Raw genomic sequence first — 18,179 nt, 5'->3', positions numbered from 1 at the left:
AGGGGATAAAAATAATGCTGGATTCAAAAACTGCTCAGAAGATTGCAGATGAAGTAATGAACAGCCTGGGCTATAATATCAATGTCATGAATAAAAACGCCATTATTATCGGCAGCGGGATCGTTGAGCGTATTGGTACCTTCCACGAAACAGCCATGCAGACAATCCGTGACTGCGCCATTTATGAGGTGACGGAGGAGGATGCCGCCAAGTTGCAGGGAGTAAAGGCCGGTATTAATATGCCCATTGTCAGCAAAGACGGGAAAGTTTTGGGCGCTGTGGGGATTACCGGGAAACCGGATGAAGTCCGCAACATTGGAAAGCTGGTAAAAATGACGGCAGAACTGATCATCGAACAGGAAGAATCCATGAACCAGTTTTACCGTCATCGAAACGATAAGGAGCTTTTTGTGACAATGCTGCTCAGCGACAGTCCGGGTATGTCGTCTGAGGAGATGAAGCGCTGGGGGCAGCGGATGGGTTATAATATGGAGCTTCCAAGGGCAGCCTGTATTATTTCCATCAAAGCCAGGCCAAACCCAGGCGGCTATGAAAGACTTCTGGACCGTATTAAGCGTTCAAAAAACCACTCGAAGCAGGATCTTTCTGTGGTAATGTCCGCCGGATATATTTTGGTTTTTAAAAAACTGGATCAAACTGAGCCCTGGCAGATTGAACAGACGCTGAAGGATTATCAGGAACATATTTTGAAGCATCTGGATAGGGAGGACCAGCAGGCCATTCGGTTTTTTATCGGAGGCTACCACGCGGGGATCAATGGCTATCGGAAATCCTATGAGGATGCCGTGGCAATGTACCACAGTGTTTCACTGCCCCAGGATACAGCATTGTTTTTCAGCCACCGACGCTTAACGGAGGGCTTTTATAATCAAATGGAGACTGAGACCCGGGAAAGGGTTTTGGACCCTTATATCAGTCTGCTGGAAAATTCTTTTGGAAAGGGGGTACTGGACGCGGTATTGACCATGAAGCATCTTCTGGAAAATGGTTTTCGCTATGAACAGACAGCCAATGAAATGTTTTTGCACAAAAATACAGTTATTTTCAGAAAAAAGAAGGTAGATCAGTGTCTGGGGATAGAACCAAAAGAAAATATGAATGATTTGCTGTTAATGTGGCTGATTATCTGCCGGTATCTTGACCAGGTAAAAGAATAAACAACTAAAATACGCCTAAAATATAAAGAAAATGTAAAGCTTTTAAAAGAAGCTGTTAATTCAGCGTAAATTAGGTTATAATGGTTTCAACATAAGTGAAAGGAGGCGTTAATATGGAGGGTATCAGCATGGTCACAGTGTGGATCGTACTGCTTGCAGTTTTTTTGATAGCAGAGATTTTAACAGTGGGCGCTCTGGTTTCTATTTGGTTCTGCTTTGGCTCAGGCGCGGCATTGATCTGCGCGCTGGCTGGCGGCGGAGTTGGCCTGCAGACAGGTCTCTTTATCGGTGTCTCCCTTATTCTGCTTTTGTTGACCCGGCCTTTTATCAAACGATTTATCAGGCCAAAGGAATCAAAAACCAATGCGGACCGTATCGTTGGTTTCAGAGCCGTTGTTCTGGAGGAGATTGATAATCTGCATGGTACAGGGAGCATTGAGGTAGATGGTAAGATATGGACCGCCCGCAGCGTAATGGATAACGATATTCTGCCGGCCGGTTCCGAAGTACTGGTAGAGCGGATCGAGGGCGTTAAAGCCATGGTCCGTAAGTATAAACTTTAAAGGAGGACAAAATGGGTTTTATTTTTCTATTGATCCTGATTATTGTGGTAGTGGTGCTGGTTGTACTCAATACCAGGATTGTGCCGCAGGCACACGCTTATGTTATTGAGCGCTTAGGCGCTTATCATGCCACCTGGGAAACCGGCTTTCATATGGCGATTCCGATTATTGATAAAATTTCAAAACGGATCAGCCTCAAGGAAAGCGTGGCGGATTTTCCACCGCAGCCGGTTATCACCAAGGATAATGTTACCATGCAGATCGATACAGTAATCTACATGCAGGTGACAGATCCGAAATTTTATATGTATGGTGTCGATCACCCGATGCGGGCCATTGAAAACCTTACGGCTACGACGCTTCGTAATATTATTGGGGATCTCGAGCTGGACCAGACCCTGACCTCCAGAGATACCATCAATTCGCAGATGCGGATCATTTTGGACGAGGCAACCGACCCGTGGGGGATTAAGATTAACCGCGTTGAGCTGAAAAATATTATGCCGCCGACCGAGATTCAAAACGCCATGGAACGCCAGATGAAGGCAGAGCGTGAGCGGCGTGAAAAAATTCTCCAGGCAGAGGGCGAAAAGAAAAGCGCGGTACTCGTAGCAGAAGGTGAAAAGGAAGCGTTGATTCTCCAGGCCCAGGCTCAAAAGGAAGCAGCGATTCTGGAAGCTGAGGCTGATAAGGAAGCCCAGATACGCCGAGCCGAAGGGGAAGCAGAAGCGATCCTTAAGGTGCAGAAGGCAACGGCTGAAGGGGTTAAGATGATGAATGAGGCCGAGCCGATTAAAGAGGTAATCGCCATTAAAAGCCTTGAAGCTTTTGAAAGGGCAGCTGATGGGAAAGCGACGAAGATCATTATTCCATCAGAGATACAAGGTCTTGCGGGTTTAGCCGCCTCTCTGAAAACACTGGTAGAGGATGACAGCAAGCCTAAAATTGCGCCTCGTCAAAAATAAAAAGAGACAAAAGAAGAGTTGATAGAAAAAAGCCGGTATCCCTGAAGTGAACCCCATTTGTTAGACATGTGGTATAATACTAACAAGTGGGGTAATTTTATATGCCAAAAGGAATACCAAACAAGAAATACACCGGTGAATTAAAGCAGAAGCTGGTTGAATTAGTGCGTAATGGCGGACTTAGCCAAAGGGAAGTGTCAACACAATAGGGTGTTAGTCGATATTCTCTGCAGCTTTGGGAGCGCATCTATCTCGAGGAAGGCTCGGAAGGACTGTATGTAGAACGGCGAGGCCGCGGCAGTAAAGGCGGCGGCAGACCGCGAAAGCAGCTCAAGCCGGAGGTCGAAGAGGATCTCATCGCCGAAGTACAAAGGCTTCGATCGGAGAATGTATACTTAAAAAAATGGCGAGCCTTAATTCAGGAAGAGGAACGCCAAGGCAAAGGGCGCAAATGATCTGGGAATTAAGGCATGAATTCAAGCTGTCGCTGCTGTTGGAGATAGCAGAGCTTCCCCGTTCTACGTACTATTACTACATCAAGCACATGAAGGACGAGGACAAGGACAACGAGATAAGGAAACAGATCACTGACATATTCCATGAGAACAAGGGACGATATGGCTATCGAAGGATAACCATGGAAATGCACAACCGTGGTTACGTCATCAATCACAAAACCGTTTTGCGATTGATGAATGAAGAGAAGATAAAATGCATGGTACGCATTAAGAAATATCGCTCCTACAAGGGCGAAGTCGGGAAGGTAGCACCGAACCTGCTTGAGAGAGATTTCAGCACCTCGGCGCCGAACGAGAAGTGGGTAACGGACGTCACGGAGTTCTCTCTCTTCGGACGGAAACGCTATCTCTCACCGATACTCGATCTCCATTCGAGCTACCTTGTGAGCTACACTATTAGCGAACGTCCGGCTCTGTCTCTGGTGCTGAACATGGCGAGGCGGGCGCTGTCGGTTCTGCCCCGCAGGGCAGAACCGATCCTCCACTCCGATCAGGGCTGGCAGTACCAACACAAGCAGTATCAGAAGTTGCTTAAAGATCATAGTATCAAGCAGAGCATGAGCAGAAAGAGCAACTGTCTTGACAATGCTGTGATAGAGAACTTCTTTGGACTAGTGAAGAGCGAGCTCCTATACATGAAAGAGTTTGACTCTATGGATCAGTTCAAAGCCGAGCTGATCGAGTACCTTGACTACTACAATAACCGTCGTATCAAAGCCAAGCTAAAGGGCTTACCTCCTGCTGTTCACAGGAAGCAAGCCCTCGAAGTTTCTTGATTTAATTCTTTTGTCTAACTTTTTGGGTTCAGATCAAAATGCCGGCTTTTTAAATACGAAAATAATACTGTAAATAGTTATTTTAAGAGCTTAAATAAAGGGATTCCGGGTCCAGAAGCGTGATTTCTCCGCGGGAGAGGTGAACGAGCCCTTCGGATTGAAACTGGTTGAGCAGACGGGTTACGACCTCGCGGGCCGTTCCTAAATCCCGCGCCAGTGCATCATGCGTTAAATGGAGCGTTTTGCTTTTTTCCAGACGGTAGTGCTCTAAAAGAGCATTGGATAAACGGTTTCGCATACTGGAGAAGGCAAACTGATTAAAACGATCCATGATGATGGAAAAGTTGTTGGCGACCATGCCAAGGGTAAAATCCTTCACAGTTGGGTTTGTATCGCTGATGGCCTTAAAGACATCCTTTGGGATGATGCAGCTCTCCGTATCCTCCTCATAGGCAATATCAATATCAAAATTCAGATTGTGGATCATGCAGGCAGCACTGAGGATGCAGACCTCGCCTTCAAGCAGGCGGCATAAAGTGATTTCATCCCCTTCGGGTGAGGCAATGAAAATGCGTGCGCGCCCCTTTTGAAGAATATTGAGACCGATACAATTGCCGCTGTATTGATGGATCACAGTTCCCTTTTCATATTTCTGGATAAAAATGCTTTGATTGATGGCGGCCTTTTCTGAATCGGTCAGGGCATCCCAAAACGGGAGAAAGGAAATAGATTCAGGCATGATGAACCTCCGATTATTAATTTTATTAAATTCATTATAACAGTTTATTCTAAATTTAGCCATAAAGCGCTTCAGTGACTTTGTCACCGACACGCAGTCTTCAGTGGGATATAATAAGAAAAAATGAGGAGGTTAGCAATGAATACAATATTTAAGGCAACAGCAAAAAAATTACCGGAAGGTTTGCAGGTTGAGACAACTGCACGGAATTTCAAAATTTTATTGGACGAACCAGAAGATCTGGGCGGGACCGACAAAGGATTAAATCCTGTGGAAGCAGTATTGAGCGCTCTGGGCGCCTGCCAGACTATCTGCGCGTATGCTTTTGCGGGAGCCATGCACATTGATTTAAAAGACTTTTACGTCGAACTGGAGGGTGACCTCGATCCGGATGGCTTTATGGGACTGAACAAAGAAGTGCGAAATGGTTTTTCTGAAGTTCGTTTTACCATGCACATGACAACTGACGCATCACAGAAAAAAGCAGAAAAACTGGCGGATTTCATCGAATCACGCTGCCCGGTAGGCGATTGCCTGGAAAATTCGGTAAAATTAATAAGGACTGGTGTGGTGGTGCATCAGGAATAACAGAAAGCCAGTGAAAGCTGGCTTTCTTATTTTGGTAAAAAAGCGTTTGATTTGGTAAAAAGATCGATAATGACGATGGTTTGTTCTATAATAAGGATTGCATATTTTCTGTTTGCCGAGAGTTTTTTGAAAAATGTATTTGCATTTTATTTTCTTTATAGTATAATAGACCAGTAACAAATGCGCCCGTAGCTCAGGTGGATAGAGCAATGGTCTCCGAAGCCATGTGCCGTTGGTTCGAATCCAATCGGGCGCACCATATAATATGAAATTTTCAAAGCTTGGTCTCTAACAAAAAGAAATCAGGCTTTTTTTATTATGTTATGAATTTTATTAATAGCTGAACTTTATTTTAAGCTGGCTAATTTGTCTGTTATGGTATATAATCATTACAATATACTTAAATGAAAAGGGGGAAAAGTATGAAAAAGAAAATTGGTGTTTTTTCACTTGCCGTGCTGCTTGTTTTATCGGTTACATTAGCGGGGTGCAGCGCCTCACCAGCGACCAAGGTTAAGCTGAGTCCTGATGATCCGGTATCGCTTGAAGTCTGGCATTATTACAACGGCCCGCAGAAAGAGGCCTTTGACGAAATGGTAGCAGAGTTTAATGATACCGTCGGTATGGAAAAGGGTATTACCGTCGAGGCTTTTAATAAGGGGAATGTTAACGAGCTGACTGACGCGGTGCTGGCATCGGCCAATAAAAAGGTTGGTGCGGATGAGGTGCCGGATATTTTTGCCGGTTATGCCGATACGGCCTATCAGGTTGACAAGCTTGGAATGGTTGCTTCTCTGGATAACTATCTGACTAAAAAGGAAATTGAGGAGTATATCCCGAGCTATATCGAAGAGGGTCGTTTTGACAGTGAGGAAAATCTGAAAATTTTTCCATTTGCCAAATCAATGGAAGTCATGATGATCAACAAGACTGACTGGGATAAATTTGCTTCTGCCACAGGCGCTTCACTGGACAGCCTAAATACCATTGAAGGATTAACTGATACAGCCAAAAAATACTATGACTGGTCTGGCGGGAAGGCTTTCTTTAACCGTGACGCCATGGCGAATTATATGATTATCGGTTCTAAACAGCTTGGCGTTGAAATTTTTGAGGTCAAAAACGGAGAGGTGACGTTTAACCTGGACAAAGATGTCATGCGTAAGCTTTGGGACAACTATTACGTACCTTTTATTAACGGGTATTTTGCATCTTATGGACGTTTTGCTTCTGATGACGCTAAGACCGGCGATATTATTGCACTCGTTGGCTCATCATCAGGCGCTACTTACTATCCTACAAAAGTAACAGTCAGCGATACCGAGAGCTATCCGATCGAAACGGTGGTAATGCAGGCACCGGAATTTAAGGACGGCAAAAAGGTAGCAGTGCAACAGGGAGCTGGTATGGTCGTTGTTAAATCGGATGAGCGAAAGGAATACGCATCAACTGTTTTCCTGAAATGGCTGACCGATGCGAAGAGAAACATTGACTTTTCAATCACCTCTGGCTATCTGCCTGTCAAGAAAGAGGCTAACACGCGTGAAATGCTTGAGACCGCAGTGGAAGAAGCTGGCGATAATGCCATTTCGGATAATCTGGCCAAAACCCTTCCGATAGCCGTAGATATTACGAATAATAACGAGCTTTACACTAACAAAGCTTTTGAAGGCGGCACGAATGCCCGTAATATTCTTGAGGCTTCAATGAAAAAGAAAGCCGCGGCAGATGCAGAAGCTGTTAAAGCTGCCGTTGCTTCCGGTACAGCTAAGGAAGCCGCCATTGCAGCCTATAATACCGATGAAAATTTCAATCAATGGTATGAAAAGCTGAAAAAAGAACTGGATGAAACTCAAAAATAATGCTCGATGAGGTGTTCAATGGCAAAACATAAATTTTTGGATTGGGGTAACCGGTCCATTATCCGAAAAATCTTCACTCCAATGATTATTGTTATGGTGATACAGGCAATTCTATTTTCCTTTGTCATCCTGTGGGGTGGAACAATTGAACAATTAAATAACAACGCCTTGGACATCCTCAATGAAAGAGTCATTAACCGGAAAAATTATCTTGAGAACGAAATGATTCAACGCTGGTCTAATGTGGATGAGTCCGTTAAGAGTATCAACAGCACTGTTGAAAAAGTGCTGAAGGAAAAAAATGCTTCGGTGCAGGACCTCGGTACAAACGCAGCCCTGCCTGAAGCGGTCATTTCCTCAAATACCCAGAATCTGATTTATCTGATCCGAAAAAATTTTGTGACAGGCGCCTTTATCATTTTGACGGGCAATGACACAAATTATGAGCTGGAGCCAGGTCAGTCTGTACAGAAGACCTCTTTGTACATCCGGGACTCAGACCCGGGGAGCGATGTTGTCGACAATTCTGACCTTTCACTGGAGCGGGCGCCGGTCGATGTTACAAAGGCCACGAATGTGACCATGGCAACCGGATGGGCGCCGCTGCTGAACTTCTCGGGAGATGATCCTGACGCGTCGGCTTTTTATTACAAACCGCTTAAAGCCGCGGCGGAGAACCCTGATTTTGCCTATTCAGATCTTGCCTACTGGAGTCGTCCTTTTAAGCTGAATTCAGACGAAAGCGATGTGATTACCTATTCGGTGCCGCTGAGGACAGAAAATGGGACGATTTATGGTGTGCTGGGTGTTGAAGTCTCAGCGGATTATCTCCAGAAGATTCTCCCGAACACGGAGCTGGATTCCAATAAGAACGCTTCCTATCTGCTGGCAGTGGACGCTAATCAGGATGGAAGCTTTCAGAATGTAGTAACGACCGGGACCGCCTATAAACGGCTTGCCGGAAATGCCGACCACACAACCTTTGAAGATGATCCTTATTATAAAAATATCTATGGCATAAAAAAGAATGAGCGAATCACAGAAGATGCGCTCGGCGCAGTTCAATACCTGAACCTGTACAACAGCAATACGCCCTTCTCAGGAGACAAGTGGGCACTTGTCGGCGTGACAACCAATAAAAACCTGTTTGCCTTTTCGGATATGGTCATGCGGATGGTTATGATCGCATTGTCCATTTCGCTTGCCATTGGATTGATTGGAATTCTGCTCGCTGGCATCCATTTTACCAAGCCCATTACGACATTGGTGCAGCAGGTTAAAAAGAGTAACCCCAGAATGCCGGTAAATCTCGATAAAACAAACATTACTGAGATAGATGAACTGGCCGGAGCTATCGAGACACTGAGTCAGGATGTGGCCAGTTCTGCTTCCAAACTCTCGCGTATCATCGCCATTGCGGGGATACCGATCGCCGCTTTTGAGATTAATAAGGTAACAGAAGAGGTCTACTGCACAGACAGCTTTTTCAAGATGCTGAATTTGAGCCATGTGAAAGAGGCGTCTGATGGTCTGAACAAAGAAAACTTTGAATCCATTATGCTTGGCCTTAAAATTCTGAATCAGGATTTTGACCCTCAGACAAATGTGACGGTTATTGAAATTATGGATCAGAACAAGCAGAGCAAATGGATCGAAATCAAGCTGGTAGAGGATGATGTGAACATTCTTGGCGTTATCCGGGATGTGACCATTGAAACACTGGAACGGCTGAAAATAGAGCATGAACGCGACTATGATATTCTGACTAACCTGTTAAACCGGAGGGCCTTCTACGCTGCGCTGAACGAGCGTTTTGGGACACCTGAAAGACTGAAAACGGCGGCGGTTCTTATGCTTGACCTGGATAACCTGAAATACATCAACGATACCTATGGTCATGATTTTGGGGATGAATACATACGCAGTACAGCGAATATACTTAAGCAGTTTGCTTCTCCCAACGCGATTTTTGCGAGAATATCCGGCGATGAATTTTATGCTCTGATTTATGGCTATGACAGCAAGGATCAGATACGCCCGATTATATCGGAGATACGGCAGAGGCTTTTGAACACAGCTTTCCCGCTGTTGAATGACCCTGACCTTAAAATACGGGCTTCCGGTGGCGTAGCCTGGTATCCGGATGATTCATGCTCCTATGAGGCGCTTTTAAAATACGCTGATTTTGCCATGTACCAGATAAAAAATTCTGTAAAGGGTGAGTTCTGCGAGTTTGATTCCAAGAGCTACAGCGAAAACGCCTATCTTCTTGAAAACAAAGAAGAACTGAATAAATTTATTGATGGAAATCTGGTCGATTACCACTTCCAGCCCATCGTTGATATACGTGACGGGCAGATCATCGGCTATGAGGCGCTTATGCGCTCCAGACTCTCAACCTTGAAGACCCCAATGGAAATTCTGGCGCTTGCCAAGTCACAGTCCAAGCTTCACCAGATTGAGTGGCTGACCTGGTTTAACAGCCTGAAAGCACTCAAAGAAAATCAGGAAGCCTTTGGCGGTGCGCGGATGTTCATTAACTCCATTTCAAACCAACTGCTCTCCAGCGATGAGATGGAAGAGCTGGAACAGCTTTACCAGCCCATTCTGGGGCAGGTTGTTGTCGAGCTGACAGAGGAAGAGCGGACAAACGAAAGCTTCACACGCAAAAAACAGCGTTATATCCGAAACTGGGGAGCAGGCTTGGCCCTGGATGATTTTGGAACAGGCTATAACAGCGACGCAAATCTGCTTTTTATGACGCCCGATTATGTAAAGATTGATATGTCGATTGTTCAGAATATTGATGAAGATATTAACCGGCAAAAGCTGTTGCAAAACCTGGTAACCTATTTCAAGGAAAGAAAAATCAAGATTATTGCTGAAGGGGTGGAAACCGTCAATGAACTGCATGCGCTGATCCGTTTTGGCGTGGATTATGTCCAGGGCTTTTATCTGGGCAGGCCAGATATACAGCCACAGAAGCTGACGGATGAACAGGTGGCAGAAATTTTGCGGCTAAACGCAGAAGTTAGAAACGAAGTATAAAAAGAAAACCCGGAATGAATATCCGGGTTTTTTTAATGGTTGCAGTAATTATAGACTGAACCGACACTCAGACCAAAGTTTTCCGCAATTTCTGCGTAGGTACAGCCCTTTGCGCGGTAGCTCTTAATCAATTCAATATCCTTACTGTTCAGCTTGCGCTTTCTTCCGGCACCACGGCTGTTCTGCGCCTCAAGCTGAGCCTCGAGCTTGGAGATATAATCTTTTTTTGTCTGGAGCTGATCCTCCAGCAGCCGAATCTGTTCATATGGGTCCATGAGAATGACTCCTTTCAAAAATTAATTTATGAATATATTATAACGGATATTTCTTAAAAATTCAATAATTAATTTATGAAAAATACAGATATTTGTGAAAAGCGTTTCTTTTCGCTTTTAAAAATGTCTGGAATAGTATAGAATAGAGGAAATAGGAATGAAAGAGAGAAAATGTTGTGAAAAAACTTCTGAGCGGCGGCATCGAAAAATTATTCAGCAAACTTGAGGAAAACCGCATACTGACCGCTGTACGTGACGGAATGATCCTGGCAATACCGTGGATTATGGCCGGGTCCTTTGCGTTGCTGCTTAAAAGCCTGCCGATACCGGCTTACAAGGCTTTTTTAGAGACCTTTTTGAATGGCTTTTTCTTGAATATGCTGCTGCTGATTAACGACGCGACCCTTGGTATTATCTCACTCATCCTGCTGCTGACAATCAGCCTGAGCTTTGAAAAGCAGACAAGTACGGAAAATCTGGGGCTTCTTCCGCTCATCAGCCTCTGCGCTTATATAGCCTTTGCCTACAATATTGAGAGTGGATTTACCTTTGAGATATTTCAGAGCACCTGGCTTTTTAATGCGGTGGTAGTCTCGATTGTGACCTGCCTGCTTTATGACAAATTATCCATACTTTTTTTAAACACCTTTAAATCTTATTCGGAAGGGGCGGACAATCATTTTAACCAGGCTCTGGCAGCACTGGTGCCGGGTGGGATGATTATTTTTCTGTTTGCCCTTTTAAATAATCTGATGGTCATGGTTTTTGGCATCCCCAATTTTCAGATGCTGGTATCCAATTATCTTTTTGGGCTTTTTCAGCATTTGGGAAGGGGACTGGGCAGTGCACTTTTCTTTGTGTTTATTATGCACTTTTTGTGGTTCTTTGGCGTGCACGGGGCCAATATGCTGGATGACGTCGCAAAAACCTTTTTTAGCCAAGGCCCATGGATTGCGACCAAGACCTTTTTTGACACGTTTATCTTTTTTGGCGGCTGTGGCGCGCTGCTGTGCCTGGTAGTTGCCATCTTTATCGGAGAACGGCGTAAAAGCGTGCGGGAGCTTTCGGCCATCGCGACCTTTCCGGTTTTGTTTAATATGAATGAGCTGATCCTTTTTGGCGTCCCTGTGGTCTTTAATCCTGTTTATTTTATTCCCTTTATCCTGACGCCGCTGGTGCTGACGCTTATCAGCTATGGTGCTTTTTATTTTGGCCTGGTGCCAATGATCACGAGCACGGTGGAGTGGACAAGCCCGATTTTTCTGAGCGGTTACGCGGCCACTGGCTCCATTGCCGGGAGTCTGCTCCAGCTTCTGAATCTGGCGGTGGGGACTTTGATATACCTGCCCTTTGTGCAGCTGTCCCAGAAGCAGCAGCTCAAAACCCTGACGCGTCGGATTGAGGAGCTCAGCGATGTGGTCAGAAGAGCAGAGGAAAGCGGAGAAAAGCCGGTTTTATTGAGACGCACAGGCAGACTGTCGACAGTGGCCAAGGGCCTTGTCAGTGAGCTGCGGCGGGATATCCGAAATCGCAGTATCAACCTTTATTATCAGCCCCAGGTTAACGCGGAGGGCAGGGTGATCGGCGCAGAGGCACTGCTCAGATGGAAGCACCCTGTGGCAGGATTTCTTTACCCGCCGCTGGTTATCGCCCTGGCTGAGGAAGCAGGCTTGCTTGAAGAGCTTGGCCGGATCATTACAGAGACGGCCTGCGACGATTTGGAAGGGCTCCGGCCCCTGGTTGATGACCAGTTTATGATTTCCGTCAATCTGACCGCGAGCCAGCTTGATAATCCCAAAATTTATGAGCAGATGAAAGCCCTGCTGGATCGCCATAGCTTTGGGCCTTGGCAGCTGGGCCTTGAACTGACGGAGCAGATGGCACTGTCCAGTTCGCAGACAATGACGGACCGGCTGATGGCGCTTCATGAGATGGGGATGCCATTGATTATGGATGACTTCGGAATGGGGCACAGCTCGCTGATGTATCTGCAGAATAACCAGTTTGATATCGTTAAGCTCGATGGCTCGCTCGTCAAGCAGCTGATGAGCAATAAGCGCAGCAGTGATATTATTTCCTCGATCATCTACCTGTCGCATTCTCTTAAATTTGAGGTGCTGGCTGAGTTCGTGGAGACCGCCGAGCAGCGAGACGCGCTGCTGGCGCTGGGGTGCAGAAATTATCAGGGCTACCTGTACAGCCCGGCCATCCCCATTGACGCGCTGAGGCTTTTTGTGCAGAAAACCGATTGAAATGCCGCCGGTAGCTGAGCGGTTACCGGCCTTTTAAAATGGGTACAATTGTTGTGACAGCAAGGAGAAAGAATCAATGAAACTGAGCAGTATTAAAGCACCAGATTACAGACAATTGAAAAACTGGGCGGCTTCTCCCCATAAGCCTTCTCCCAGTGACCTTGTCCCCTCGTTTCTATCCGAGGAAGACTTTAATAAAACAGCGGATGTTTTTTTTATCCATCCGACCACTTATCTATGCCAGCGGCATGGGCGCTGTAGCATTATGCTGGACAGGACCGAGATGAACCGGATGAGGGCCCAGGCCAATGATGAGCCCTGGAACAGTGACACTGACGATACAGCCCTTAACGCTTTTACCGACCGGGGGACGATCCGGATGCAGGCCAGTGTGTTTAACCGCTGCGCCAGAGTTTTTGCGCCGAGGTACCGACAGGCCCATGTCAAGACCTTTTTTCTAAAGCCCTCAGACGCGGTTCAGGCCGCCTTTGATATGGCCTATTCCGATATTCGCAATGCCTTCAGCTATTATCTTGAGCATGAAAACAACGGCCGGCCAATGATCATCGCAGGACACAGTCAGGGAAGCTTTCACGGGCTTCGGCTGCTGAGAGAATTTTTTGACGGTACCAGTCTCCAGAGACAACTGGTGTGCGCCTATCTGCCGGGCTTTCAGATCCCTCATAACCATTTCAGGCAGCTTCCCTTTGCCAATACGCCGGAGATGACCGGCGGTTATCTTGGCTGGAGAAGCTATCAGCGGGGCACTGTGCCGGAGGACCTGCCAGCCGAAAGGGGAGACTCCCTGTGTGTTAATCCCTTTATCTGGAACGATACCATCTTTAAAATATCACTGGGGAAAAAGGAATATGGGATTGAAGACTGTACCCATGTGATGCCTCAGGGCATGGCAGCCACCATTGAGCCCAGAACCGGGGTACTGCTGGTGGATTTGCCGGATACAGCGCCGGAGAAAATGAAAAGGCATCAAAACCTGCATTTATATGATTATAGTCTTTTTTGGCTCTGTATTCGGGAGAATGCCGCGCTTAGAGTTCAGAGGTTTATTGAAAAACAATAAGAAGGTCTTGCCGCTCAATAAAAAATATGGTATCTTATGGATAAAGAGGAGGTTCTGCTATGTGGAATGAAACAAAAAGCCTGGCTTTATCCAAGCTGTGCGTAAAGCTTTTTATGGCTTTGCTCATAGGCTTTGGCGTCAGCGCGCCCTTTTGGTTAAGAAGCCTTTTGGCCTTTTACTCAGAGCTGGGGCTGGAAACTTTTTATGCCTGTTTTTTAATGACAATTTACGCCTGCTGCGTACCGGCGGCACTGCTTTTGTACCATTTGTACCGGCTTTTGAACAACATTGGGCTGGATCAGATTTTTAACGCTGAAAATGTCCGGCACCTCAGGGTGATCTCCTGGTGCTGTATTGCGGCTGGACTGGTCTGTCTGATTTCCGGGCTTTACTATCTTCCCTGGCTTTTACTCGCTGTGGCGGCAGCCTTTATCGGGTTAATCCTGCGGGTGGTAAAAAACGTGGTTCAGCTGGCTGTGGTCTTAAAAGATGAGAATGACTACACGATTTAGGGGGGACCGGGATGCCCATTGTTGTTAATATTGATGTCATGATGGCAAAGCGTAAAATGTCAGCTGGTACACTGGCAGAAAAAATTGGAATAACCCCTGCTAATCTGTCGATTCTTAAAAACAATAAAGCCAAGGCAGTACGCTTTACAACGCTTTATGCCCTGTGCAGGGCGCTGGATTGCCAACCGGGTGATATTCTGGAATATATACCCGATGAAGCCCCGGATAGCAGTGATTAAAAAGGACGACCGTCCGAAACAGACGGTCGTCCTTTTTTTTGTGTTTATCAATTGATAATTATCGAAAAACAATAAAAATCACTTGAAAAACAGAAAATAACGTGTTATACTGTCCTCAATGTAAGAAGTGTTTTGAGAAATTAAGAGCTCAAAGCGTGCATGCAGCTTCTGCACAGGAGGATTTACAGTGAAAGAGAATACAATTTATCTGAAAAGTCAGGAAACGCAGCAGGCATCTGTTGACGAAAAACTTTTGGCGGTAATGTCGCTGTTCACGGCTTATGTTTTTGTACGCTGCTTTATTCCAGGCCACTATGGATTTCTGGGAATGACCGTAACGCTGTTTACAGGGGTGTTTGCTTTGGCAGGCGGCTTTTATTTTCATAAAAAGGGCCTCGCCCTTACAGGGGAAAGCCTTTATTGGCTTGTGATGGCACTGGCTCTGGGAGGGAGCTATACGCTTTTTGTCAATCAGCGCTTGAACGTGCTGATGCTCCCTGTCCTTTTTACCGCGCTGGCCTATTGGGTACTGTGTGCCGCGGGTGCAAGAATTGGCAGGGGGAGCTTTTTCCTTTCGGATCTTTTTAATGGGTTTCTGGCATTGCCGCTCTTTAACTATACAAGGGAATGGCATACCTTTAAAAAAATGGGCAGCGGGAGCAGTACAGGCCATGCCCTGAAGGCTGTTTTGCTGGGGCTTGTCCTTGGCATACCGGTTTTCCTGGTGGTGCTTTATCTGTTGGTTGAGGCCGACGCGGCCTTCCAGGCAATGATCGGGCGTTTGTTTTTTAATGTGCCTCAAATGCTGCTGGAGGTTTTGAGGATTGCATTGGCGTTTGTTCTTTCAGCTTATTTCTTTGGTCTGTTTTATGGCGCGTGCAAAAAAGAAAAGACGGTGTTTGACGCTGTGAGCCTGGAAGCACAGAAGCAAAAGCTGAAAAAGCTGCCAGCGGTTACAGGTTGTACGGTTCTGGGCCTTTTATGCCTGGTCTATTTTATGTTCTTTGCCGCCCAGGGAGGTTACTATTTCTCGGCCTTTTGGGGGAGCCTGCCGGGCGGGGGCATCACCGCAGCCGAGTATGCCAGACGCGGTTTCTTTGAGCTGTGCCAGGTTTCAGTCATCAACCTCTTTGTAATGGGGGCAGGACAGCTCTTTTTAAGAGAGGCTCAAAAAACGGTCCGAATACTGCTCAAGTGCCTGAATGTGACGCTTTCAATCCTCACCCTGCTGCTCATCACGACTGCGCTCAGCAAGATGTTTTTGTACATTGGACGGTTTGGCATGACACAGCTCCGGGTTTTTACCAGCTGGTTTATGCTCCTGCTGGCTCTGTTCTTTATCCTGCTGATCATACGCCAGTTTAAGGCCTTTGCGGTTATGAAGACCTGCGCGGCGGTGGCGGCGGCCATGGTGGTGGTGCTCAGCTATGCGAATATGGACCGGATGATCGCTGTCTACAATCTTTCGGCTTACGGTAAGGGCCAGCTTGAGGAGCTGGACATGGATACTCTGGCGGCCTGCGGCCCCGCGGCGATTGAGCCGATGAAGGCCTTTTATGAGCAGACAGAGAATGCTGGGGCCAGAGAGCGCATCGAGGACTATCATCACGCTGAGTACGCCTCCTATCTGGCAGAAGCGCGTTTTTATGGCTATAACCTGGAATACGAGAGGGCGTCTGCGCTTTGGAAAATGGATTGGAAGGCCGCGGAATAAAGGGCTGATTTAAAAGATTATTGACATATGCCCATAATAACGGTATAATAAAGACAGATGAACCACTGAGGGAGGAATAGATATGCCAAGGCCAACGAAACGCAGGCGGATATGCGGACTGCCTGAGGGAAAAATATTTGTCTGCGCAGACGCGTGCAAAAAGCAGGCTGAGCCAGTGGTGATGACGCTGGAGGAATACGAGACCGTCCGGCTCATTGACCATGTTGGCCTTAACCAGGAAGAGTGTGCAGAACAGATGGCAGTGGCCCGCACGACGGCCCAGCGCATTTATAACAGCGCCCGGTCAAAACTGGCGGAGCACCTGATTACAGGCGCGACGCTTAAAATAGAGGGCGGAAGCTATGATATCTGTACCGACCGGGAATGCGGCTGCAGAATGCGGCAATGCGGCAAAAGACAATGTGGCTGTCATCAGGAAAAGGGACGCTGTCCTAAAAAACCGAAAAAGAGGAATGAGGTATAACAATTGAGAATTGCAGTTACTTATGAAGATGGACATGTATTTCAGCATTTTGGGCATACCAGCCAGTTTAAGATTTATGATGTCAACGCAGACCAGATTCTGGCCTCGCAGGTCGTGGACACCAACGGTGTTGGACACGGGAGCCTGGCAGGCTTTTTAAAGGATGAGTCCGTTGACCTGTTAATCTGCGGCGGTATCGGCGGCGGAGCCCAGAATGCCCTGATGGATGCCGGCATCCTGTTTAAAGGCGGCGTAGCCGGCAGCGCAGATCAGGCTGTTCTGGCCTATATGAACGGCACGCTGGACTACAACCCCAATGTCCACTGTGATCACCATGACCACGCCCACGGCGAGAGCTGCGGGCACCATCATGAAAACGGCGGCTGCGGCCAGCATGGACATAGCTGCGGACATCATCACTGATCAAATAAAAAAGACGATGGACATTAATCCATCGTCTCAGGCTGTCAGAGAAAAGATGCAGTCCGAGACTGAACCTTTTATCCAGATAAGAAAAAGGCCCAGGCGCCGCAGCAAACGACCGGGAATCGTGCCGCATTACTGGAATAGCCGGACACTGGAGAGATCAAGCATCTGCTTTAGTGAAGAAGCTACAGGTGTAAGGGCAGTGTCCCGCAGGACGCTTTTTCTTCCTTAGGTAAAAGGTTTTGTCTCTTGAGATTTTTAAAACGCTGGGACGATGGGCATTAATCCATCGTCTTTTTATTTTGACCGAAGGCCCGGATGCCGCCCTCGATAAATTGGTTCAGGGCATGATTGACGGACTCAGGCGAATAGAGTTCCCGGTGCTGCATGCAGTTTTGGAGGACGCCGGCGCAGCCATAGGTGATAAAAGTGGTGCAGATATCCTGGGACAGGGGATCGCCCTCAAATATTTTTGTATAGCCTTCATTGGATAAAAGCTTTTCCTTAAAGACTTTGTGAAGCTTTTTAAAAAACATCTCAGATTCTCTGGAGTTGAGAAGCCTCTGGCTGAGCTTGATATCCTTGTTCAGATAACAGTCGATGGGGTGCATCATGTCACCGATATTTTCAACCGAATTATTTAGATTGTCGAGGAAATGGCTGAGGTTCTCGATGGCCTCGTCCTCAATCTGCTCGAGGACATCGTAAACGTCACGGTAATGGGCGTAAAAAGTACCCCGGTTGATGTCTGCTCTGTCTGCAATATCCTTTACCGTGATTTTTGAAATTTCTTTTTCAGCAGCCAGCTCCATAAAAGCTGTTTTTATGAGCTTGCGCGAACGAATGGCGCTGCGGTATTCCGCTTTACTTCCCATGGATTAAGCTCCTTTTAAGTTGAATTTTATAAAATCAAACAAATTTATGCTAAATGTTCAATTTTGTACAAAAGTCGATGTATT

18 protein-coding genes and 1 tRNA gene are annotated in these 18,179 nt (G+C 46.6%); 16 read left to right on the top strand and 3 right to left on the bottom strand.

All coding sequences use genetic code 11. The features are described 5' to 3' along the window. Nucleotides 1-14 precede the first annotated feature (14 nt). The 4 genes from B2M23_RS19710 to B2M23_RS19695 all read left to right on the top strand — a co-directional run bounded on the left by B2M23_RS19710 (nt 15) and on the right by B2M23_RS19695 (nt 4,000). A complete protein-coding gene (locus tag B2M23_RS19710; RefSeq protein WP_038351342.1) occupies nt 15-1,178 on the top strand; it encodes a CdaR family transcriptional regulator in 1,164 nt (387 codons plus the stop codon). Nucleotides 1,179-1,291: 113 nt separating this feature from the next. Further along, nucleotides 1,292-1,741 (top strand): NfeD family protein, encoded by a 450-nt coding sequence (locus B2M23_RS19705; RefSeq protein ID WP_052237111.1) that lies wholly within the window; start codon nt 1,292-1,294, stop codon nt 1,739-1,741. Between the two features lie 11 nt (nt 1,742-1,752). Further along, nucleotides 1,753-2,706 (top strand): SPFH domain-containing protein, encoded by a 954-nt coding sequence (locus tag B2M23_RS19700; protein ID WP_038351343.1) that lies wholly within the window; start codon nt 1,753-1,755, stop codon nt 2,704-2,706. Nucleotides 2,707-3,109: 403 nt separating this feature from the next. Continuing rightward, nucleotides 3,110-4,000, top strand: coding sequence for an IS3 family transposase (locus tag B2M23_RS19695; RefSeq protein WP_081571316.1), 891 nt, complete (start codon nt 3,110-3,112; stop codon nt 3,998-4,000). Between the two features lie 82 nt (nt 4,001-4,082). On the opposite strand, the gene B2M23_RS19690 is transcribed toward B2M23_RS19695, so the two are convergent. Next, a complete protein-coding gene (locus tag B2M23_RS19690; protein ID WP_038351345.1) occupies nt 4,083-4,739 on the bottom strand; it encodes a Crp/Fnr family transcriptional regulator in 657 nt (218 codons plus the stop codon). 138 nt (nt 4,740-4,877) lie between these two features. Here B2M23_RS19690 and B2M23_RS19685 point away from each other — a divergent pair, with 138 nt between their 5' ends. From B2M23_RS19685 to B2M23_RS19670, 4 genes are all read left to right on the top strand, one after another. Further along, on the top strand, nt 4,878-5,327 hold the full coding sequence (locus B2M23_RS19685; RefSeq protein WP_038351346.1) for an OsmC family protein: 450 nt from the start codon (nt 4,878-4,880) through the stop codon (nt 5,325-5,327). Nucleotides 5,328-5,509: 182 nt separating this feature from the next. Continuing rightward, nucleotides 5,510-5,586 (top strand) — tRNA-Arg (locus tag B2M23_RS19680). Between the two features lie 163 nt (nt 5,587-5,749). Then, nucleotides 5,750-7,189, top strand: coding sequence for an extracellular solute-binding protein (locus tag B2M23_RS19675; RefSeq protein WP_081571315.1), 1,440 nt, complete (start codon nt 5,750-5,752; stop codon nt 7,187-7,189). Between the two features lie 18 nt (nt 7,190-7,207). Then, on the top strand, nt 7,208-10,237 hold the full coding sequence (locus tag B2M23_RS19670) for a bifunctional diguanylate cyclase/phosphodiesterase (RefSeq protein WP_052237112.1): 3,030 nt from the start codon (nt 7,208-7,210) through the stop codon (nt 10,235-10,237). Between the two features lie 32 nt (nt 10,238-10,269). Here B2M23_RS19670 and B2M23_RS19665 read toward each other — a convergent pair whose 3' ends face one another. Continuing rightward, nucleotides 10,270-10,512 (bottom strand): helix-turn-helix domain-containing protein, encoded by a 243-nt coding sequence (locus tag B2M23_RS19665; protein WP_013380912.1) that lies wholly within the window; start codon nt 10,510-10,512, stop codon nt 10,270-10,272. A 176-nt stretch (nt 10,513-10,688) separates the two neighbouring features. Between B2M23_RS19665 and B2M23_RS19660 the strand changes: the two genes are divergently transcribed. The 8 genes from B2M23_RS19660 to B2M23_RS20995 all read left to right on the top strand — a co-directional run bounded on the left by B2M23_RS19660 (nt 10,689) and on the right by B2M23_RS20995 (nt 17,452). Then, the gene (locus B2M23_RS19660) at nt 10,689-12,764 is read left to right on the top strand and encodes a PTS sugar transporter subunit IIC/EAL domain-containing protein (protein ID WP_013380911.1); all 2,076 of its coding nucleotides are present in this window, start codon (nt 10,689-10,691) and stop codon (nt 12,762-12,764) included. 76 nt (nt 12,765-12,840) lie between these two features. Further along, complete coding sequence (locus B2M23_RS19655) at nt 12,841-13,845, top strand: DUF3089 domain-containing protein (RefSeq protein WP_052237113.1); 1,005 nt, start codon at nt 12,841-12,843, stop codon at nt 13,843-13,845. A 59-nt stretch (nt 13,846-13,904) separates the two neighbouring features. Further along, nucleotides 13,905-14,357, top strand: coding sequence for a DUF2975 domain-containing protein (locus B2M23_RS19650; RefSeq protein ID WP_013380909.1), 453 nt, complete (start codon nt 13,905-13,907; stop codon nt 14,355-14,357). 11 nt (nt 14,358-14,368) lie between these two features. After that, nucleotides 14,369-14,596, top strand: a complete 228-nt coding sequence (locus tag B2M23_RS19645) for a helix-turn-helix domain-containing protein (RefSeq protein WP_013380908.1) — start codon at nt 14,369-14,371, stop codon at nt 14,594-14,596. A 187-nt stretch (nt 14,597-14,783) separates the two neighbouring features. Next, nucleotides 14,784-16,310: a DUF4153 domain-containing protein gene (locus B2M23_RS19640; RefSeq protein WP_038351348.1), complete on the top strand. Its 1,527-nt coding sequence runs from the start codon at nt 14,784-14,786 to the stop codon at nt 16,308-16,310. An 82-nt stretch (nt 16,311-16,392) separates the two neighbouring features. Next, entirely contained in the window at nt 16,393-16,794 is a 402-nt protein-coding gene (locus tag B2M23_RS21590; protein ID WP_013380906.1) for a DUF134 domain-containing protein, read from the top strand. A 3-nt stretch (nt 16,795-16,797) separates the two neighbouring features. Beyond that, a complete protein-coding gene (locus tag B2M23_RS21585; RefSeq protein ID WP_013380905.1) occupies nt 16,798-17,217 on the top strand; it encodes a NifB/NifX family molybdenum-iron cluster-binding protein in 420 nt (139 codons plus the stop codon). Further along, nucleotides 17,165-17,452, top strand: a complete 288-nt coding sequence (locus B2M23_RS20995; protein ID WP_152025456.1) for a hypothetical protein — start codon at nt 17,165-17,167, stop codon at nt 17,450-17,452. Before B2M23_RS21585 ends, B2M23_RS20995 begins: the two co-directional genes overlap by 53 nt. Nucleotides 17,453-17,501: 49 nt before the next feature. Here B2M23_RS20995 and B2M23_RS19630 read toward each other — a convergent pair whose 3' ends face one another. Continuing rightward, nucleotides 17,502-18,095, bottom strand: coding sequence for a TetR/AcrR family transcriptional regulator (locus tag B2M23_RS19630; RefSeq protein WP_052237114.1), 594 nt, complete (start codon nt 18,093-18,095; stop codon nt 17,502-17,504). Nucleotides 18,096-18,179: the final 84 nt, after the last annotated feature.

The sequence above is a fragment of the Eubacterium limosum genome (assembly GCF_000807675.2).
Lineage (GTDB): Bacteria > Bacillota > Clostridia > Eubacteriales > Eubacteriaceae > Eubacterium > Eubacterium limosum.
The sequence above is the reverse complement of the archived record's forward strand: the minus strand, read 5'-3'. Positions and strand labels throughout refer to the sequence as shown.

Bases quoted from the DNA above. Each gene is read 5' to 3' on its own strand.
- B2M23_RS19710 (WP_038351342.1), top strand. From the start codon at position 15: ATGCTGGATTCAAAAACTGCTCAGAAGATTGCAGATGAAGTAATGAAC.
- B2M23_RS20995 (WP_152025456.1), top strand. From the start codon at position 17,165: ATGAAAACGGCGGCTGCGGCCAGCATGGACATAGCTGCGGACATCATC.
- B2M23_RS19630 (WP_052237114.1), bottom strand. From the start codon at position 18,095: ATGGGAAGTAAAGCGGAATACCGCAGCGCCATTCGTTCGCGCAAGCTC.
- B2M23_RS19705 (WP_052237111.1), top strand. From the start codon at position 1,292: ATGGAGGGTATCAGCATGGTCACAGTGTGGATCGTACTGCTTGCAGTT.
- B2M23_RS19695 (WP_081571316.1), top strand. From the start codon at position 3,110: ATGGCGAGCCTTAATTCAGGAAGAGGAACGCCAAGGCAAAGGGCGCAA.
- B2M23_RS21590 (WP_013380906.1), top strand. From the start codon at position 16,393: ATGCCAAGGCCAACGAAACGCAGGCGGATATGCGGACTGCCTGAGGGA.
- B2M23_RS19655 (WP_052237113.1), top strand. From the start codon at position 12,841: ATGAAACTGAGCAGTATTAAAGCACCAGATTACAGACAATTGAAAAAC.
- B2M23_RS19690 (WP_038351345.1), bottom strand. From the start codon at position 4,739: ATGCCTGAATCTATTTCCTTTCTCCCGTTTTGGGATGCCCTGACCGAT.
- B2M23_RS19665 (WP_013380912.1), bottom strand. From the start codon at position 10,512: ATGGACCCATATGAACAGATTCGGCTGCTGGAGGATCAGCTCCAGACA.
- B2M23_RS19685 (WP_038351346.1), top strand. From the start codon at position 4,878: ATGAATACAATATTTAAGGCAACAGCAAAAAAATTACCGGAAGGTTTG.
- B2M23_RS19675 (WP_081571315.1), top strand. From the start codon at position 5,750: ATGAAAAAGAAAATTGGTGTTTTTTCACTTGCCGTGCTGCTTGTTTTA.
- B2M23_RS19645 (WP_013380908.1), top strand. From the start codon at position 14,369: ATGCCCATTGTTGTTAATATTGATGTCATGATGGCAAAGCGTAAAATG.
- B2M23_RS19670 (WP_052237112.1), top strand. From the start codon at position 7,208: ATGGCAAAACATAAATTTTTGGATTGGGGTAACCGGTCCATTATCCGA.
- B2M23_RS19700 (WP_038351343.1), top strand. From the start codon at position 1,753: ATGGGTTTTATTTTTCTATTGATCCTGATTATTGTGGTAGTGGTGCTG.
- B2M23_RS19650 (WP_013380909.1), top strand. From the start codon at position 13,905: ATGTGGAATGAAACAAAAAGCCTGGCTTTATCCAAGCTGTGCGTAAAG.